Raw genomic sequence first — 17,450 nt, 5'->3', positions numbered from 1 at the left:
CCGGCGCCGTGCCATCATCGAGCTTCGATCGACCAGTGAAGTCCTAGTTGGGAGGGCGCGTGGCGATGGAGGCCGGCCCTCGTGACACCGCAGCAGGCACCGAGCACGTCACCACCGACGGTGACGAGTCCGGCGTCGAGGACCGTCTGACCGACGACGGTCCGGACGACAGCCCGCTCGTGGTCGTCGCCGACGGACCCACACCCGAGGAGATGTTCGCGGGCGGCCCCGAGGTCGAGGTCGAACTGCGCCCCCAGCGGCGGCTGCGCATCTGGCAGCTCGCGCCCATCGTGGGCCTGGCCGCGCTCGGCTCGCTGATGTTCGCCTTCCCGCTCGCCTTCGACTTCGGCGACAGCGGCGCGGTCATCGCCATGCTGGGCCTGCTGATCTGCTCCTGCGCCGCCGGGTGGGGCATGATGGCCGCCCGCCGCGTCGGCTACACCTGGCCCGGCCTGCCCCCGCGCGGCTCCGGCCGCCGCGCCGACTGGCGCGTCGCCCTCTCCTACGCCCTCCTCGTGGGCGTCGTCGCGGTCCTCGCCGTATGGCGGGTCGCCCGCCTGCGTTAGCGATCACGCCGGGCTCGCGACGCCTGGCGAGACACCCCCTACGCCCCCGGCTGCCCTCGGAGGGTGTCCGCGTCACCCCGTACGATCGAGGGATGAGCACGCGGATCGCATTCCTCAAGGGGCACGGCACCGAGAACGACTTCGTGATCGTGCCCGACCCCGAGAACGCCCTCGACCTGACGCCCGCCGCCGTCGCCGCGCTCTGCGACCGCCGGGCCGGTATCGGCGGCGACGGGGTGCTGCACGTGGTGCGCTCCGCCGCGCACCCCGAGGCCCGCGACATGGCCGGCGAGGCCGAGTGGTTCATGGACTACCGCAACGGCGACGGCTCGGTCGCCGAGATGTGCGGCAACGGAGTGCGTGTGTTCGCGCGCTACCTCCAGCACGCCGGACATGTGGGTGAAGGTGACCTCACCATCGCCACGCGCGGGGGTGTTAAGCGGGTCCACATCGCCAAGGACGATTCCGGCGCCGGAGACGTCACCGTCGGCATGGGCCGGGCCCGTCTGCCCGAGGGCGAGGTCAGGGTCAGCGTCGGTGAGCGGAGCTGGCCGGCGCGGAACGTGAACATGGGCAACCCGCACGCCGTGGCCTTCGTGGACGACCTCGACCACGCCGGTGACCTCTACAGCGCGCCGCCGGTCGGCCCGGCGGGCGCCTACCCGGACGGCGTCAACGTGGAGTTCGTCGTGGACCGGGCCCCCGGACACGTCGCCATGCGCGTGCACGAGCGTGGCTCCGGCGAGACCCGGTCGTGCGGCACGGGCGCGTGCGCCGTCGCCGTGGCCGCGGCCCGGCGCGACGGCGCCGACCCGGCGGTCACCGGCACCCCGGCGACGTACGCCGTGGACGTGCCCGGCGGGCGGCTGGTCATCACCGAACGACCGGATGGTGAGATCGAAATGACGGGTCCCGCCGTGATCGTCGCCGAGGGCGAGATCGACGCCGAGTGGCTGGAAAGCGCGGCCCGCTGACCTGGACGGACCGTTCCCGGTGGCTCCGTACGCCGGGGACCAGCCGTTCTCCGGCAGCGAGGCCGTTCGAAACCGCGGCCGACTGGAGGGCACGTGGCGCAAACTCCAAACCTCCGTACCGTCGCTCGAATGGGTGATCCGTTTCACGGTGGCCGAGAGGCGGTCGGTAGCACGTGATGGGCTCGATAGCATCAAGCACCGGCACGGACGGGGGAACGTCGCCAACCCTGAGCCGCGTATGCCCTTCGGGCCCCGTCCGCCGGTCCACGAGCCGGAGGTGCCCATGAGTGCGGAGGCCACGAACCCTGCGAGCCCTGGCCCGGTAGCGCCCGCGGCGCCCGCGGTGTCCCGCAGGAAGTCCCGGCCGCGGATCGACCTGCGCAGGCTGGGCCGGGCCGCGCTGCTGGGCCCCGCCGTCCGGAGCAGGCTGCCCGACGCCATCGGACACATCGCCGAGGCCCACCGCGCGCACCACCCCGACGCCGACCTCGACCCGCTGCGCCGCGCCTACCTCCTGGCGGAGACCTCCCACCGCGGCCAGATGCGCAAGAGCGGCGAGCCGTACATCACCCACCCCCTCGCCGTGACCCTGATCCTCGCCGAACTCGGCGCCGAGACCACCACCCTGACCGCCTCCCTCCTTCACGACACCGTCGAGGACACCGAGGTGACGCTCGACCAGGTCGGAGAGGAGTTCGGGGAAGAGGTCCGCTACCTCGTCGACGGCGTCACCAAGCTGGAGAAGGTCGACTACGGCGCCGCCGCCGAGCCGGAGACCTTCCGCAAGATGCTCGTCGCCACCGGCAACGACGTCCGCGTGATGTCGATCAAACTCGCCGACCGGCTGCACAACATGCGCACCCTCGGCGTGATGCGCCCCGAGAAACAGGCACGGATCGCCAAGGTCACCCGCGACGTCCTCATCCCGCTCGCCGAGCGCCTCGGTGTGCAGGCCCTCAAGACGGAGCTGGAAGACCTCGTCTTCGCCATCCTCCACCCCGAGGAATACGCCCGCACCAGCGAACTCATCGCTCAGAACGCCGCCGGGGGAGACCCCCTCGCGGAAGTCGCCGACGAGGTGCGCGGGGTGCTGCGCGACGCCGGCATCCCGGCCGAAGTCCTCATCCGGCCCCGCCACTTCGTCTCCGTCCACCGCGTCTCCCGCAAGCGCGGCCCGCTGCGCGGCACCGACTTCGGCCGCCTGCTGGTGCTGGTGAACGAGGACGCGGACTGCTACGCCGTCCTCGGTGAGCTGCACACCTGTCTGACGCCGGTGGTCTCGGAGTTCAAGGACTTCATCGCCGTCCCCAAGTTCAACCTCTACCAGTCGCTGCACACCGCCGTGGCCCGCCCGGACGGCCAGGTCGTCGAAGTCCTGATCCGCACCCACCGCATGCACCAGGCCGCCGAGGCCGGTGTGATCGCCCTCGGCAACCCCTACGCCCCGTCCGCCGAGGAGCAGACCGCCGGCCTCGACGGCGAGCGGGCCGACCCCACCCGCCCCGGCTGGCTCTCCCGGCTCCTCGACTGGCAGCGCGGGGCCTCCGACCCCGACACCTTCTGGTCCACCCTGCGCGACGACCTCGCCCAGGACCGCGAGATCACCGTCGTCCGCCCCGACGGCGGCACCCTGGGCCTCCCCGAGGGCGCCACCTGCGTGGACGCCGCCTACGCCCAGTACGGCGACGACGCCCACGCCTGCATCGGCGCCCGCGTCAACGGCCGCCTGGCCGCCCTCGGCACCGTCCTGCGCGACGGCGACACCGTCCAGCTCCTCATGGGCCAGGACCCCGCCTCCGAACCCTCCCGCGAATGGCTGGAGCACGCCCATACCCCGGCCGCGCGCATCGCCATCCAGCGCTGGCTCGCGGCCCACCCCGGCACCGACGCCCGCACCTCGGACACCACCGACGCCCCCGGCGGCAGCCGCCCCGCCGGCAGTGCCCCCGCCGCGCGTCCCCGTGGCGCCGACGTGCTGCTGGACCGGCCTGGCGGCCCGGTGCGCCTGGCCGGCTGCTGTACGCCCGTGCCGCCCGACGACATCGTCGGCTTCGCCGTGCGCGGGGGAGCGGTGACCGTGCACCGGGTGGAGTGCTCCATGGTCGAGGACATGAAGAGCCGGGGGCGCGAGGAGATCGCCGTGCGCTGGGGCGACACCACCGCCTGCCGGGTCACCCTGGTCGCCGAATCGTTCAGCCGCCCCCATCTGCTCGCCGACCTCACCGAGGCGATCGCCGTGGAGGGCGCCGAGATCGTCTCCGCCACCGTGGAGTCCCCCAACCAGCAGCGGGTCCGCCACACCTACACCCTCCAGCTCCCCGATGCCGCCGAACTGCCCGCCCTGATGCGCGCGATGCGCGACGTGCCGGGCGTGTACGACGTCAGCCGGGCCCAGGCGCCCGCCGCCTGACCGACCCGATCGGGTGGGCCTGGCGCGCGCCGTCGCCACCCGGCGGCCGGGCGCTGGTAGCGGTGGGGCATGCTGCTCACTCGCCCCACGCGCCCCCACCCCGCACTCCGGTTCCTCCGGCGCCCGAAGGCGGCCCTGCTCGCCTCGGCCGTCACGGTCTGCCTCGTCGCCGCCGGGGCCCCCGCCGAACCGCTGGGCGTCGGCGACCGGATCTTCCCGGAGCTGGGCAACCCCGGCTACGACGTGGCCGCGTACGACCTCGCCTTCACCTATCCCGGCAGCAACGACAAGCCGCTGAAGGCCGTCACCACCATCGACGCCCGGCTCACCGACTCCCTGGAGCGGATCAACCTCGACTTCGCGCACGGCACCGTCGAGTCAGTGGAGGTCGACGGCCGCAGGGCAGCCTTCACCAGTGCCGGTGAGGACCTCGTCGTCACCCCGGACCACACCCTGCCGCTCGGCAGCGTCACCCGGATCACCGTGCGGCACACCAGTGACCCCCGCCCCGCCGACGACCAGGACGGCGGCTGGGTACGGACCACCGACGGCCTCGCCATGGCCAACCAGGCCGACGCCGCGCACCTGGTCTTCCCGTGCAACGACCACCCGTCCGACAAGGCGATGTTCACCTTCCACGTCACCGCCCCGGACGGCTACACCGCCGTCGCCAACGGCCTGCCGGCCGGCGAGGTCAAGACGGGCGGCTCCACCACCTGGAGCTACCGCTCCCAGCACCCCATGGCCACCGAACTCGCCCAGGTGTCCATCGGCCGCTCCGCCGTCGTCCGGCGCACGGGCCCGCACGGGCTGCCGCTGCGCGACGTGGTGCCCGCCGCCGACAAGAAGGAACTGGAGCCCTGGCTGGCCAGGACGCCGGACCAGATCGCCTGGATGGAGAGCAAGATCGGCCCGTACCCGTTCGAGACCTACGGCGTGCTGATGGCCCAGGCCAGCACCGGGTTCGAGCTGGAGACGCAGACCCTGTCGCTGTTCGAGAAGGACATCTTCACCGAGCCCGCCTACCCCAAGTGGTACATCGAGTCGGTCATGGTCCACGAACTGTCCCACCAGTGGTTCGGCGACAGCGTCAGCCCCCGCACCTGGTCCGACGTCTGGCTGAACGAGGGCCACGCCACCTGGTACGAGGCCCTCTACGCCGAGGAGAAGAGCGACCACCCGCTCCAGGACCGTATGAAGGCCGCCTACGGGGCCTCCGACCGCTGGCGCGCCGCCGGTGGCCCGCCCGCCAGGCCCAAGCCGCCCGCGCCCGGCCAGAAGATCGGCATCTTCCGCCCCAACATCTACGACGGCGCCGCCCTGGTGCTCTTCGCCCTGCGCCAGGAGATCGGCAAGGACGCCTTCGAGCGGCTGGAGAAGGTGTGGGTCCAGGAGAACCGGGACACCAGCGTCGGCACCGCCGACTTCGTCCGCCTCGCCTCCGCCATCGGCGGCCGTGACCTGACCGGCTTCTTCGAGGACTGGCTGTACGGCGAGAAGACCCCGCCGATGCCTGGCCACCCGGACTGGAAGCAGGTCCCGCCGCCCGCGTCCCCGGGCCCGGCCAAGAAGGGCTGACTCCCGGTGCCCGGGCGATAACCCGGTGACGCGGTGCGCCGCGCCGTGCGAACATCTTCCGGTCGGCGCGGCGCGGTGCACGGGAATCTCCCGGAGCGCACGCGCGTTACACCTCATGAACACCGGTCCCTCGCCGACCTCCCGGTCGTCCGACCGCCGGACCGGTCCTCCCCTCGACGTAAGGAACCAATGACCTCTTCTTCTTCCCCTTCACAGGACGCCAAGCGCCTCGCGCGCGCCTATCCCGAAGGTCTTCGGGCCGATGCCCTGATGGAAGAGGACGTCGCCTGGAAGCACGACATCGACGGCGAGCGTGACGGCGACCAGTTCGACCGCTCCGAGCGCGCGGCCCTGCGCCGCGTGGCGGGGTTGTCCACCGAGCTGGAGGACGTCACCGAGGTCGAGTACCGCCAGCTCCGCCTGGAGCGGGTCGTGCTCGTCGGAGTGTGGACCACCGGCACCGCCCAGGACGCGGACAACTCCCTCGCGGAGCTGGCCGCCCTCGCGGAGACGGCGGGCGCCCTCGTGCTCGACGGCGTGATCCAGCGCCGCGACAAGCCCGACGCGGCCACCTACATCGGCTCCGGCAAGGCCCTGGAGCTGCGCGACGTGGTGATGGAGACCGGCGCGGACACCGTCATCTGCGACGGTGAGCTGAGCCCCGGCCAGCTCATCCAGCTCGAGGACGTCGTCAAGGTCAAGGTCATCGACCGTACGGCCTTGATCCTGGACATCTTCGCCCAGCACGCCAAGTCCCGTGAGGGCAAGGCGCAGGTCGCGCTCGCGCAGATGCAGTACATGCTGCCGCGACTGCGCGGCTGGGGTCAGTCGCTGTCCCGGCAGATGGGTGGCGGTCGCGGTGGCCTCGCCACACGTGGTCCCGGTGAGACCAAGATCGAGACGGACCGGCGCCGCATCCGCGAGAAGATGGCGAAGATGCGCCGGGAGATCGCGGAGATGAAGACCGGCCGCGAGATCAAGCGCCAGGAGCGCCGCCGCAACAAGGTGCCCTCCGTCGCCATCGCCGGCTACACCAACGCCGGCAAGTCCTCCCTGCTCAACCGCCTCACGGGCGCGGGGGTCCTGGTGGAGAACGCCCTGTTCGCCACCCTGGACCCGACCGTCCGCCGCGCGGAGACCCCCAGCGGCCGGCTGTACACGCTGGCCGACACCGTGGGCTTCGTCCGGCACCTGCCGCACCACCTGGTCGAGGCGTTCCGCTCCACCATGGAGGAGGTCGGCGACTCCGACCTCATCCTGCACGTGGTGGACGGGTCGCACCCGGTCCCGGAGGAGCAGCTCGCCGCCGTGCGTGAGGTGATCCGGGAGGTCGGCGCGACCGACGTGCCCGAGATCGTCGTGATCAACAAGGCGGACGCGGCCGACCCGCTGGTCCTCCAGCGGCTGCTGCGGGTCGAGAAGCGGTCCATCGCCGTCTCGGCGCGCACCGGCCAGGGCCTGGAGGAGCTGCTCGCCCTGATCGACGAGGAGCTGCCCCGCCCCTCGGTCGAGATCGAGGCGCTCGTGCCGTACACGCAGGGCAAGCTGGTCGCCCGCGCCCACACCGAGGGCGAGGTGCTCTCCGAGGAGCACACCGCCGAGGGCACCCTGATCAAGGTCCGGGTGCACGCGGAGCTGGCGGCCGACCTGGCCCCGTACACGCCGACCGCGACCGCCTGACCGGCCGGAGCACGAAGAGGCCCGCCGTCCCCTCGCGAGAGGGGGCGGCGGGCCTTCGTCATGGGTGCGGGGCGGCTACCGGTCCGCGAACTTCGCGCTCACCGAGTCGTACACGCCCTTGGCGACCTCACCGAGCCGGGGCCCGGCCAGCCAGCCCGAGGAGGCGGGGCCGATCGAGGTGTTGGAGACCAGCGTGGGCTTGCCGTCCGCGCCCTGCTCCACCCAGCCGCCGCCGGAGGAACCGCCGGTCATGGTGCAGCCGATGCGGTACATCGTCGGGTCCGCCTTGGCGATCGACAGCCGGCCCGGCTTGTCCTGGCACTGGTACAGCAACTGGCCGTTGTACGGCTTCGCCGCCGGGTAGCCGCTCGCGGTGACCGCGCTCACCTCGGTCGCGGCGGGAGCGGCGAAGTCCACGGGCAGCGCGCCGCCGACCGTCTCCTCCAGCGACTTGCCGCCGTTGCCCTGCTCCGGCGTCACATGGATCACCGCGAAGTCGTACGAGGCGCCGTTGCCGCCGGTCTCGCCGCCCCCGTCGATCCACTGCTGCGAGGTCTTCGCGGCGTCGGCCCACCAGACACCGTACGGCGCGACCTGCGCGCGGGAGGCGCCCTCCATCTCGGAGGAGGACAGGCTCTGGTTGTTGTACGACGGCACGAAGGCGATGTTGCGGTACCAGCCGCCCTTCTTGCCCGCGTGCACGCAGTGGCCGGCCGTCCAGATCAGGTTGGACCTGCCCGGGTGCGCCGGGTCCTCGACCACCGTGGCCGAGCAGACCATCGTGCCCTTGGGGGAGTCGAAGAAGACCTTGCCCGAGGTGGCCGCGTTGGTGTGGTACGGCGGGCGCACCGCCTTGGCCTGCACCGGCTGCGGCTCGGGGTCGGTCACGCCCTGGTCGCCGGAGAGGTCGTTGTCGTCGACCCGCTTGGCCGGGTCGTCGGCGCCCCGCATCCGGTCCTTGTCCCACAGGCCGCTGATGATCGGGTTGATGAAGTCGTTGGCCTCGCGCAGCCAGTCGTCCCGGTCCCAGTTCTTCCAGGCGCCGTTCTTCCACTTGTCCATGTCGATGCCGTGCTGGCGGAGCTTGTCCTGGAGGTCCTGCGGGACCCGGACCTTCCCGTCCGAGCCCCGCGCGGTGGAGGACGGGCTGCCGCCGGCGTTGTCGTCACCGTCTCCGCCGCACGCGGTGGCGGTCAGCGCCAGCGCCGAGGCGAGGGCGACGGCCGCCAGCGCGCGGGAGGTCCTGCGGGGCGTACCCCTCCCTCGGCGAGCGGTGGACGACGGCCGTATGGAGTGCATGGTGGTGACTCTCCCTGTTGTGACGGAACATGGCGCTTCGGCCCGTTACCGGCACCCAACTTGCTGCGGACAGGCACCGGTTCCCCGGACTCGCGGGACGGGACCACACACTATGCGTTCGCTGTAGGGGACTTCCGACGGAACCGCAACGGTTACGTCACGGCAAGGATCTTGAAGCAACCCGTAACCAGGCGGCCGGCCGGCGGTTGGTAGCCGTGGGGGACCGCTGCCTGCGCCCGTCCCCGTCGAGCAACTCGCCTCTGGACAGCGGGAGGACAGCGAGCCGTGGCCGTGACCGAGTCGGAGGCCGACAGCACCTACCGGGGAACCCCGGCCGTGCACGAGGGGATTCTCAGGCGCCAGTCGGCGCGCGAGTCCGCCGCGCGTACCTATGCCCGAGCCCTGCCCATCGTGCCCGTGCGGGCGCGGGGCCTCACCATCGAGGGCGCGGACGGCCGTCGTTACCTCGACTGTCTCTCCGGCGCCGGGGCGCTGGCCCTCGGGCACAACCATCCGGTGGTGCTGGAGGCCATCCGCAAGGTCCTCGACTCCGGCGCGCCCCTTTCCGTGCTGGACCTCGCGACCCCGGTCAAGGACGCCTTCATCACCGAGCTGTTCCGCACCCTGCCGGCCGGGTTCGCCGACCGGGCCCGCGTGCAGTTCTGCGGGCCTGCCGGGACCGACGCCGTCGAGGCCGCCCTCAAGCTGGTCCGCGCCGCGACCGGCCGCAACGGCATCCTCGCCTTCACCGGCGCCTACCACGGCATGACCGCGGGCGCCCTGGCCGCGTCCGGCGGCGCCCCCGACCTCCAGGTGGGCCGCCTGCCCTATCCGCAGGACTACCGCTGCCCCTTCGGCGTCGGCGGCCCGCGCGGCGCCGAACTCGCCGCCCGCTGGACCGAGTCCGTCCTCTACGACCCCAAGTCGGGCGTGCCCCGGCCGGCCGGGATGATCCTCGAACCCGTCCAGGGCGAGGGCGGGGTGATCCCGGCGCCGGACGACTGGCTGCGCCGGATGCGCCGGGTCACCGCCGACCGGTCGATTCCCCTGATCGCGGACGAGGTCCAGACCGGAGTGGGCCGCACCGGTGCCTTCTGGGCGGTCGACCACAGCGGGATCACCCCCGACGTGATGGTTCTGTCCAAGGCCATCGGCGGCAGCCTCCCGCTGGCCGTCGTCGTCTACCGCGAGGAACTCGACGTCTGGCAGCCCGGCGCCCACGCGGGCACCTTCCGGGGCAACCAGCTCGCCATGGCCGCGGGCACCGCCACCCTCGCTCACGTCCGCGAGAACGGCCTCGCCGAACGAGCCGGCACCCTCGGTGCCCGCATGCTGGGCCAACTCCGCGAACTCCACAATGAGTTCGCCTGCGTGGGAGACGTGCGGGGGCGCGGGCTGATGATCGGGGTCGAGCTGGTGAACCCGGCGGGCGGGCCCGTGCCGGAAGCGCGCGGCTCCGAGACGGACGGCTGGGACTCCGCCACCACGCCCCACCCCGCCGACCCCGAACTCGCCGCAGCCGTCCAGCGCGAATGCCTCGACCGGGGGCTGATCGTGGAACTCGGCGGCCGCCACAACAGTGTCGTACGGCTCCTCCCGCCGCTGACCATCAGCGACGAGCAGGCGTCGGCCGTACTGGACCGTCTCGCCGACGCGGTGACCGCCGCGAACCGCGACCACCAGCGCACGGGCTAGCCGCCGCCAGGCCACCCCACCGCCGGCGCGCACCATCCGCGCGCGTCGGCGGAGAGCGGCGAACCCACCTCCGGGCAGCGCCCTTCCGCCGAACCCGCACACCCGCCGCCGCGCGCCGGCACCCCCTGCTCTCGTCACCGCCCCACCTCTCGTCCGCCGTGCGGAACCCCTCCGCGACCAACCCGCACCCGCATCACCCCCGAGGAACTGTCATGAACGCCACGCCCACACCCGACGGCCGTTCCGAGACCCCCGACGAACCGGCGGACCCCGGCAGCGGCCCCGTACCGCTCGCCGACGCGGTGCCGCACCAGAAGCGGCGCACGCCGGTCGCCGGAGGGCCCGGCGGGACCGACGCCGACCCGCTGGAGGCCGACGACCCGCACATCGCGGCGCAGGCGGCGGCGGTGGAGAACCTCCTGCGCTGCTGGGTGCGCGAGACCGGCCTGACCGCCCCGGACAACGGCACCCTGCACATCCCGCTCCCGGCCAGCGGCAGCGTTCTCCTCACCCCCGTCCGCCACTGGTCCCCGACCGGCTGGCACCGTTTCGGCCCGCCCCGGCTCGCCGGAGCCCCCGAGCACGCCCCCTCCGTCGACGCCGTGACCCTCGCCGCCCTGCTCACCCGCGAGAGCCCCGGTCAGGCAGACCCCGCCGAGCCCCACGGCACCGCTGCGGCGGACGGCGCCGACCTCGTCGCGCGGGTCGCCGACTCACAACGCAGGACCGCCACCTTCCTGCGGGACCGCCGGGCCCACCCCGAGGACGGACCCGACCTCTTCCTCAGCGCCGAACAGGCCCTCCTGCTCGGCCACCCCCTGCACCCCACCCCGAAGAGCCGCGAGGAACTCACCGACGCCGAAGCCCGGCAGTACGCGCCCGAACTCCGCGGCTCCTTCCCCCTGCACTGGATGGCCGTCGCCCCCTCCCTGCTCGCCTCCGACTCGGCCTGGACCGAACGCGGCCGCCCCGTCCCCGCCGACCAGCTCCTCGGGCGGCTCGCCGGAACCGAGCTGCCCATGCCCGACGGCTACAGCGCCCTGCCCCTGCACCCCTGGCAGGCCCGCGACGTACGACACCGCGCGCCGGTCGCCGCCCTGCTGGACTCCGGCCTCCTGCGCGACCTCGGCCCCCTCGGCTCGCCCTGGCACCCCACCTCCTCCGTAAGGACCGTCCACCGCCCGGGCGCCCCGGCGATGCTCAAGCTGTCGCTCGGACTGCGCATCACCAACTCCCGCCGGGAGAACCTGCGCAAGGAACTCCACCGGGGCGTCGAGGTGCACCGCCTGCTGCGCGCCGGGCTGGCGAAGCAGTGGCAGGCCGCCCACCCCGGCTTCGACATCGTCCGCGACCCCGCCTGGCTCGCCGTGGACGACCCGGACGGGCTGCCCGTGCCCGGCCTCGACGTGATGATCAGGCACAACCCGTTCGCCCCCACCGACGACATCGGCTGCGTCGCCGGACTGGTCTCCCCGCGCCCGGACTTCGAGCCGAGTCCGACGACAGGCCCCAGGAGCCTCAACTCCCGCGTGGCCCGGCTCGTCGCGGGGCTCGCAGCCCGCACCGGCCGTCCCGTGGGCGCCGTCGCCGCCGAGTGGTTCCTGCGCTACCTCGAACAGGTCGTCCGGCCCGTGCTCTGGCTCGACGGCGAGGCGGGGATCGCGCTGGAGGCGCACCAGCAGAACACGCTGCTCCGCCTCGACCAGGACGGCTGGCCGGCCGGCGGCCGCTACCGCGACAACCAGGGCTACTACTTCCGCGAGTCCCGCCGGGGCGACCTCGACGCCCGGCTGCCGGGCATCGGTGAGCACAGCGACACCTTCGTCTCCGACGAGGTCACCGACGAACGCTTCGCCTACTACCTCGCCATCAACAACGTGTTCGGCCTCATCGGCGCCTTCGGCTCCCAGCGCCTGGCAGACGAACACCTCCTCCTCGCCGCGTTCCGCCGCTTCCTGACCGCCGCCGCCTCCGGCCCCGCCGCCCTGCGCAGCTCCCTGCCGGGCAACCTGCTCGACTCACCCGTCCTGCGCTGCAAGGCCAACCTGCTGACCCGGCTGCACGGCCTGGACGAACTCGTCGGACCCGTCGACACCCAGTCCGTCTACGTCACCATCGCCAACCCCCTTCATTCCTGACCCCTCGTCCACTCGCCCCATGAGAGGAGCGCACGTGTCCCTCACCGACACCGACACCGACACCGACGCCGCCAACGCCCCTTCCGTCCCGGCAACCCCAGGCAGCGCCGACACCGGGGCGACCGCGCTCCTCTGGGACACCGAAGAGACACTCGACCTGCGCCTGCCCGCCGAATTCACCGCGCTGCGAGCCGCGTTGCCCGAGCCGGCGGCCTCTCCCCGCGAGGCGGACCTACTGGACGGCGTCCACACCTGGGGGCCGACCGACACCCCGGTGGGCACCTTCGAACTGGTCCCCGTCCGGCCCGATCGCGATCTCCCCCTGATCCACGGGTGGATGAACGACCCCGCGGTCGCCGAGTTCTGGGAGCTGGCCGGACCCCGAGCCCGGACCGAGCGCCACCTGCGCGCCCAGCTCGACGGCGACGGACGCAGCGTGCCCTGCCTCGGCATGCTCGACGGCACCGCCATGAGCTACTGGGAGATCTACCGGGCGGACCTCGACCCGCTGCTGGCCCGCCTCTATCAGGCGCGTCCCCACGACACGGGTATCCACCTGCTGATCGGGGACGCCGCGTACCGGGGACGAGGGCTCGGCTCCGCCCTGCTCACGGCCGTGGCCGAACTGGTTGTGGAACGCCGCCGCGCCTGTACACGCGTCGTCGCGGAACCTGACATGCGCAACACCCCCTCGGTGACCGCTTTCCGCAAAGCCGGCTTCCGGTGCCGGGCGGAGGTCGATCTGCCCGGCAAGCGGGCCGCCCTCATGATCCGGGACCGGGTCCGGCAGGAACCCTCGTAGCACCACGTGTTCGGATGCTCACTTGTTGTACGTACGGTGATTCCGCCGAGTTCCCGCTTTCGGAGAAAGTTCAGGAGTTCGGAAGTGTTCGCATCCCGCTCCGGCCGCCCGGGCGGCCGGACACGATTGTCGGTGCGGGGCCGTAGGGTGGTCGGGCTATGACGAAGCCCTCACTCCCCGAACTCCTCCACGCCGCCGTCGCCGCCGTCGGCGGCACGGAGCGCCCCGGCCAGGTGACCATGGCCGAAGCGGTCGCCGAGGCGATCGACGACACCTCCCATCTGCTGGTCCAGGCCGGTACCGGCACCGGAAAGTCGCTCGGTTACCTCGTGCCCGCGCTCGCGCACGGGGAGCGGGTCGTCGTCGCCACCGCCACGCTCGCGCTCCAGCGCCAGCTCGTGGAGCGCGACCTGCCGCGCACGGTCGACGCCCTGCACCCGTTGCTGCGGCGCCGGCCGGAGTTCGCCATGCTCAAGGGCCGCTCCAACTATCTGTGTCTGCACCGGCTGCACGAGGGCATGCCGCAGGACGAGGAGGACGGCCTCTTCGACCAGTTCGAGGCGGCCGCCCCCACCAGCAAGCTGGGCCAGGACCTGCTCCGGCTGCGCGACTGGTCCGACGAGACGGAGAACGGCGACCGGGACGACCTGACCCCGGGCGTCTCCGACCGGGCCTGGGCCCAGGTGTCGGTGTCGTCGCGCGAGTGCCTCGGCGCCTCGAAGTGCGCGTACGGGGCCGAGTGCTTCGCGGAGATGGCCCGCGAGCGCGCCAAGCTCGCGGATGTCGTGGTGACCAACCACGCCCTGCTGGCGATCGACGCCATCGAGGGCGCCCCGGTGCTGCCCCAGCACGAGGTGCTGATCGTGGACGAGGCGCACGAACTCGTCTCCCGGGTCACCGGCGCCGCCACCGGTGAACTCACCCCCGGCCAGGTCAATCGGGCGGTCCGCCGCTCGGCGAAGCTCGTCAACGAGAAGGCCGCCGACCAGCTCCTGACCGCCGCCGAGGGCTTCGAGCGGCTGATGGAGCTGGCCCTGCCCGGCCGCCTGGAGGAGATCCCGGAGGACCTCGGCTACGCCCTGGCCGCCCTGCGCGACGCCGCCCGCACCGTGATCACCGCGCTGGGCTCGACCCGCGACAAGTCCGTGCAGGACGAGGACGCCGTCCGCAAGCAGGCGGTGGCCTCGGTCGAGACGGTGTACGCCGTCGCGGAGCGGGTGCTGAACGGCTCGGAGTGGGACGTCGTCTGGTACGAGCGCCACGACCGCTTCGGCGCGGCCCTGCGGGTAGCCCCGATGTCGGTGTCCGGGCTGCTGCGGGAGAAGCTCTTCACCGACCGCAGCGTGGTCCTGACCTCGGCGACCCTGAAACTCGGCGGCGACTTCAACGGCGTCGGCGCCTCGCTGGGCCTGGCTCCGGAGGGGACCGAGGGCGACGACCTGCCGCAGTGGAAGGGCGTCGACGTCGGCTCGCCCTTCGACTACCGCAAGCAGGGCATCCTCTACATCGCCAAGCATCTGGCCCGCCCCGCCCGGGACGGCGACCGCGGCGACATGCTGGACGAGCTGACCGAGCTGATCCAGGCCGCCGGCGGCCGTACGCTCGGCCTCTTCTCCTCCATGCGGGCCGCCCAGCTCGCGGCGGAGGAACTCCGGGCCCGCATCCCCGAGTTCCCCATCCTGCTCCAGGGCGAGGAGACGCTCGGCGAACTGATCAAGAACTTCGCGGCCGACCCCCGCACCTGTCTGTTCGGCACGCTGTCACTGTGGCAGGGCGTGGATGTGCCGGGTCCGAGCTGTCAGCTCGTGGTGATGGACAAGATCCCGTTCCCGCGCCCCGACGACCCGCTGATGAGCGCCCGCCAGAAGGCGGTGGAGGACGCGGGCGGCAACGGCTTCATGGCGGTCGCGGCCACCCACGCCGCGCTGCTCATGGCGCAGGGAGCCGGCCGGCTCGTCCGGGCGTCCGGGGACCGTGGCGTGGTCGCCGTACTGGACCAGCGGCTGGCGACCGCCCGGTACGGGTCGTACCTGAAGGCGTCGCTGCCCGACTTCTGGACGACGACCGACCGCAATCAGGTGCGCAAGTCGCTCGCGTCGATCGACGCGATGGCCAGGGAGGCCGAGGGGGAGTGAGCCGGAGGCGGGGGCGGCCCGGCACAAGGGCCCGTTCCCGCCGCTGACGGCGATGGCAGGGCCCCGGAACCGGCGCAGGGGTTCCGGGGCCCGGTGCAGGGGGACGAGCCGCGGGGCTTGTCCGGTGCGGGCGTCACACGCGGCGGAGTACCGCGACGACCTTGCCGAGGATGGTGGCGTCGTCGCCGGGGATGGGCTCGTAGGCCGCGTTGTGCGGGAGGAGCCAGACATGGCCGTCCTCGCGCTTGAAGCGCTTGACCGTGGCCTCGCCGTCGAGCATGGCCGCCACGATGTCGCCGTTCTCAGCGACCGGCTGGCGGCGGACCGTGACCCAGTCGCCGTCGCAGATCGCGGCCTCGATCATGGAGTCACCGACGACCTTGAGGACGAACAGCTCACCGTCGCCGACGAGCTGCCGGGGGAGAGGGAAGACGTCCTCGACGGACTCCTCGGCGAGGATCGGGCCACCGGCCGCGATCCGGCCGACCAGCGGGACGTACGACGCGGCGGGCTTGCCGGCGGTGTCCGTGGGCTGCACGCTGACCGCCTGGTCCGAGCCGCGCACCTCGTAGGCGCGCGGCCGGTGCGGGTCGCGGCGCAGGAAGCCCTTGCGCTCCAGCGCCATGAGCTGGTGCGCCACCGAGGAGGTGCTGGAGAGGCCGACGGCCTGGCCGATCTCCCGCATGGACGGCGGGTAGCCACGACGCTGCACGGAGTCCCGGATGACCTCGATCACCCGGCGCTGGCGGTCGGTGAGCCCCGAACTGTCCGCGCGGATACCTGGAGGTCGACCCGGCAGGGAGCGCTTGTGGCCCTCGGGCGCGGCTTCGTTCATCGCGTGTACCGGCTCCACCCGGCCCTGGGAGCGGTCCTGGGCGGTGATGGCGGCACTGTCTGCGGTCGTGGTCACGTCGGCCCCTCTCGATGGTCTCCCTGCTGCACAACGGTAGTAGCTTTCGAAAGGTTGCGCCAAACACACGTTCGAGTGAAAAAGGCGGATTCACCTGACGCGATCAAGTGTCCGGGTGTATAGCTCGCGCGATGGTCGGCGGGCAAAAGCGCCCATTGTTGTACGCTTCACCGCCGGGGCGGACGGCCTCGTGGCCGCCGCCAGTGTGCCATTCGAACAGTGACCGACCGGTGGCCGGGTCCACCCGCGGTGTGATCCCCGCCGTGATTCGCGGAAATTCCCCATGGGCTCCGCGCGGTGTTCACGGTATCCCCGCGGGTCCGCCGAGGTCGCGCCGGATGCCGCCGCGTGTCGGCCCGGCGGGCTCCCGGACCGTGTCCGACGCCTCTGTCCACAGCGACACGCGCGTTTGCCGCGAAATCTGGGCTATCCCTACATGTAGTGGTGAGGCGGCTACAGGCCCCCACAAGTTGTGGTTGATCTTGGCCCCTGGGTCTTCCGGGCGTCCGCGATCGCCTATGCTGGGGGCTGCTTCGTGAGGCCCCTGAGGCCCGGCGGGGCCATCGAGTCTGCTGTGAGGAGGGTTGGAGATCATGTACTGCCCCTTCTGCAGGCACCCCGACAGCCGGGTGGTCGACAGTCGTACGACCGACGACGGCACGTCGATCCGCAGGCGCCGCCAGTGCCCCGACTGCACCCGTCGTTTCACGACCGTGGAGACGTGTTCGCTCATGGTGGTGAAGCGGTCCGGTGTCACCGAGCCGTTCAGCCGCACCAAGGTCATCAACGGTGTGCGCAAGGCGTGCCAGGGGCGTCCCGTGACCGAGGACGCGCTCGCCCAGCTCGGCCAGCGGGTCGAGGAGGCCGTGCGGGCCACCGGGAGTGCCGAGCTGACCACCCACGACGTGGGGCTGGCCATACTCGGCCCGTTGCAGGAGCTCGACCTCGTCGCCTATCTGCGGTTCGCCTCGGTCTACCGGGCGTTCAACTCGCTGGAGGACTTCGAGGCCGCCATCGCCGAACTGCGTGAAGCGACGCCGGACCCCGCCGCGGACGACGAGGACGTCGAGGACGCGGCCGCGGGGAGCCGGGAAGACCAGAGCGGGACGGGACGGACCACCCAGGTCCCCGTGCCCGCGCGCGCCGCCGACTGACCGGCCGGCGCACCGAAGACCTGTCGTGGGTGGTGGCTGAGGCCGCCCGCGACACCAGACAGAACACGTGCCCTGGGAACATCGGGGCATTTCAGGGCGTTTTCGCCCG

12 protein-coding genes are annotated in these 17,450 nt (G+C 72.5%); 10 read left to right on the top strand and 2 right to left on the bottom strand.

Annotated features, from left to right (window positions below; translation table 11 throughout):
• Positions 1 to 65 precede the first annotated feature (65 nt).
• The 5 genes from ACZ3HQ_RS15215 to hflX all read left to right on the top strand — a co-directional run bounded on the left by ACZ3HQ_RS15215 (position 66) and on the right by hflX (position 7,208).
• Complete coding sequence (locus ACZ3HQ_RS15215) at positions 66 to 566, top strand: hypothetical protein (protein WP_467511078.1); 501 nt, start codon at positions 66 to 68, stop codon at positions 564 to 566.
• A 92-nt stretch (positions 567 to 658) separates the two neighbouring features.
• Positions 659 to 1,540: a diaminopimelate epimerase gene (gene dapF / locus ACZ3HQ_RS15210; RefSeq protein ID WP_467510983.1), complete on the top strand. Its 882-nt coding sequence runs from the start codon at positions 659 to 661 to the stop codon at positions 1,538 to 1,540.
• 283 nt (positions 1,541 to 1,823) lie between these two features.
• Positions 1,824 to 3,950: a RelA/SpoT family protein gene (locus tag ACZ3HQ_RS15205; protein ID WP_467510980.1), complete on the top strand. Its 2,127-nt coding sequence runs from the start codon at positions 1,824 to 1,826 to the stop codon at positions 3,948 to 3,950.
• 69 nt (positions 3,951 to 4,019) lie between these two features.
• Positions 4,020 to 5,528, top strand: coding sequence for a M1 family metallopeptidase (locus ACZ3HQ_RS15200; RefSeq protein ID WP_467510978.1), 1,509 nt, complete (start codon positions 4,020 to 4,022; stop codon positions 5,526 to 5,528).
• A 189-nt stretch (positions 5,529 to 5,717) separates the two neighbouring features.
• Positions 5,718 to 7,208, top strand: coding sequence for a GTPase HflX (gene hflX / locus ACZ3HQ_RS15195; RefSeq protein ID WP_467510976.1), 1,491 nt, complete (start codon positions 5,718 to 5,720; stop codon positions 7,206 to 7,208).
• 75 nt (positions 7,209 to 7,283) lie between these two features.
• Here the strand turns inward: hflX and ACZ3HQ_RS15190 are convergent, their stop codons facing one another.
• On the bottom strand, positions 7,284 to 8,507 hold the full coding sequence (locus ACZ3HQ_RS15190; RefSeq protein ID WP_467510974.1) for a trypsin-like serine peptidase: 1,224 nt from the start codon (positions 8,505 to 8,507) through the stop codon (positions 7,284 to 7,286).
• Between the two features lie 285 nt (positions 8,508 to 8,792).
• On the opposite strand from ACZ3HQ_RS15190, the gene ACZ3HQ_RS15185 reads away from it, so the two are divergent.
• From ACZ3HQ_RS15185 to ACZ3HQ_RS15170, 4 genes are all read left to right on the top strand, one after another.
• On the top strand, positions 8,793 to 10,202 hold the full coding sequence (locus ACZ3HQ_RS15185) for a diaminobutyrate--2-oxoglutarate transaminase family protein (protein ID WP_467510972.1): 1,410 nt from the start codon (positions 8,793 to 8,795) through the stop codon (positions 10,200 to 10,202).
• Positions 10,203 to 10,414: 212 nt separating this feature from the next.
• Positions 10,415 to 12,340: an IucA/IucC family protein gene (locus tag ACZ3HQ_RS15180; protein WP_467510970.1), complete on the top strand. Its 1,926-nt coding sequence runs from the start codon at positions 10,415 to 10,417 to the stop codon at positions 12,338 to 12,340.
• Between the two features lie 19 nt (positions 12,341 to 12,359).
• On the top strand, positions 12,360 to 13,142 hold the full coding sequence (locus ACZ3HQ_RS15175) for a GNAT family N-acetyltransferase (RefSeq protein ID WP_467510968.1): 783 nt from the start codon (positions 12,360 to 12,362) through the stop codon (positions 13,140 to 13,142).
• A gap of 158 nt (positions 13,143 to 13,300) precedes the next feature.
• The gene (locus ACZ3HQ_RS15170) at positions 13,301 to 15,277 is read left to right on the top strand and encodes an ATP-dependent DNA helicase (RefSeq protein ID WP_467510966.1); all 1,977 of its coding nucleotides are present in this window, start codon (positions 13,301 to 13,303) and stop codon (positions 15,275 to 15,277) included.
• A 133-nt stretch (positions 15,278 to 15,410) separates the two neighbouring features.
• Here ACZ3HQ_RS15170 and lexA read toward each other — a convergent pair whose 3' ends face one another.
• Entirely contained in the window at positions 15,411 to 16,187 is a 777-nt protein-coding gene (gene lexA / locus ACZ3HQ_RS15165; protein WP_030803240.1) for a transcriptional repressor LexA, read from the bottom strand.
• 593 nt (positions 16,188 to 16,780) lie between these two features.
• On the opposite strand from lexA, the gene nrdR reads away from it, so the two are divergent.
• Positions 16,781 to 17,341 (top strand): transcriptional regulator NrdR, encoded by a 561-nt coding sequence (nrdR, locus tag ACZ3HQ_RS15160; RefSeq protein WP_467510964.1) that lies wholly within the window; start codon positions 16,781 to 16,783, stop codon positions 17,339 to 17,341.
• Positions 17,342 to 17,450: the final 109 nt, after the last annotated feature.

It is taken from the genome of Streptomyces sp. NPDC018263 (assembly GCF_055562575.1).
Note: the sequence above shows the minus strand (reverse complement) of the source record. Positions and strands in the feature narration are given on the sequence as shown.

Bases quoted from the DNA above. Each gene is read 5' to 3' on its own strand.
- ACZ3HQ_RS15205 (WP_467510980.1), top strand. From the start codon at position 1,824: ATGAGTGCGGAGGCCACGAACCCTGCGAGCCCTGGCCCGGTAGCGCCC.
- ACZ3HQ_RS15170 (WP_467510966.1), top strand. From the start codon at position 13,301: ATGACGAAGCCCTCACTCCCCGAACTCCTCCACGCCGCCGTCGCCGCC.
- hflX (WP_467510976.1), top strand. From the start codon at position 5,718: ATGACCTCTTCTTCTTCCCCTTCACAGGACGCCAAGCGCCTCGCGCGC.
- ACZ3HQ_RS15190 (WP_467510974.1), bottom strand. From the start codon at position 8,507: ATGCACTCCATACGGCCGTCGTCCACCGCTCGCCGAGGGAGGGGTACG.
- ACZ3HQ_RS15175 (WP_467510968.1), top strand. From the start codon at position 12,360: ATGAGAGGAGCGCACGTGTCCCTCACCGACACCGACACCGACACCGAC.
- ACZ3HQ_RS15200 (WP_467510978.1), top strand. From the start codon at position 4,020: ATGCTGCTCACTCGCCCCACGCGCCCCCACCCCGCACTCCGGTTCCTC.
- ACZ3HQ_RS15180 (WP_467510970.1), top strand. From the start codon at position 10,415: ATGAACGCCACGCCCACACCCGACGGCCGTTCCGAGACCCCCGACGAA.
- ACZ3HQ_RS15215 (WP_467511078.1), top strand. From the start codon at position 66: ATGGAGGCCGGCCCTCGTGACACCGCAGCAGGCACCGAGCACGTCACC.
- dapF (WP_467510983.1), top strand. From the start codon at position 659: ATGAGCACGCGGATCGCATTCCTCAAGGGGCACGGCACCGAGAACGAC.
- nrdR (WP_467510964.1), top strand. From the start codon at position 16,781: ATGTACTGCCCCTTCTGCAGGCACCCCGACAGCCGGGTGGTCGACAGT.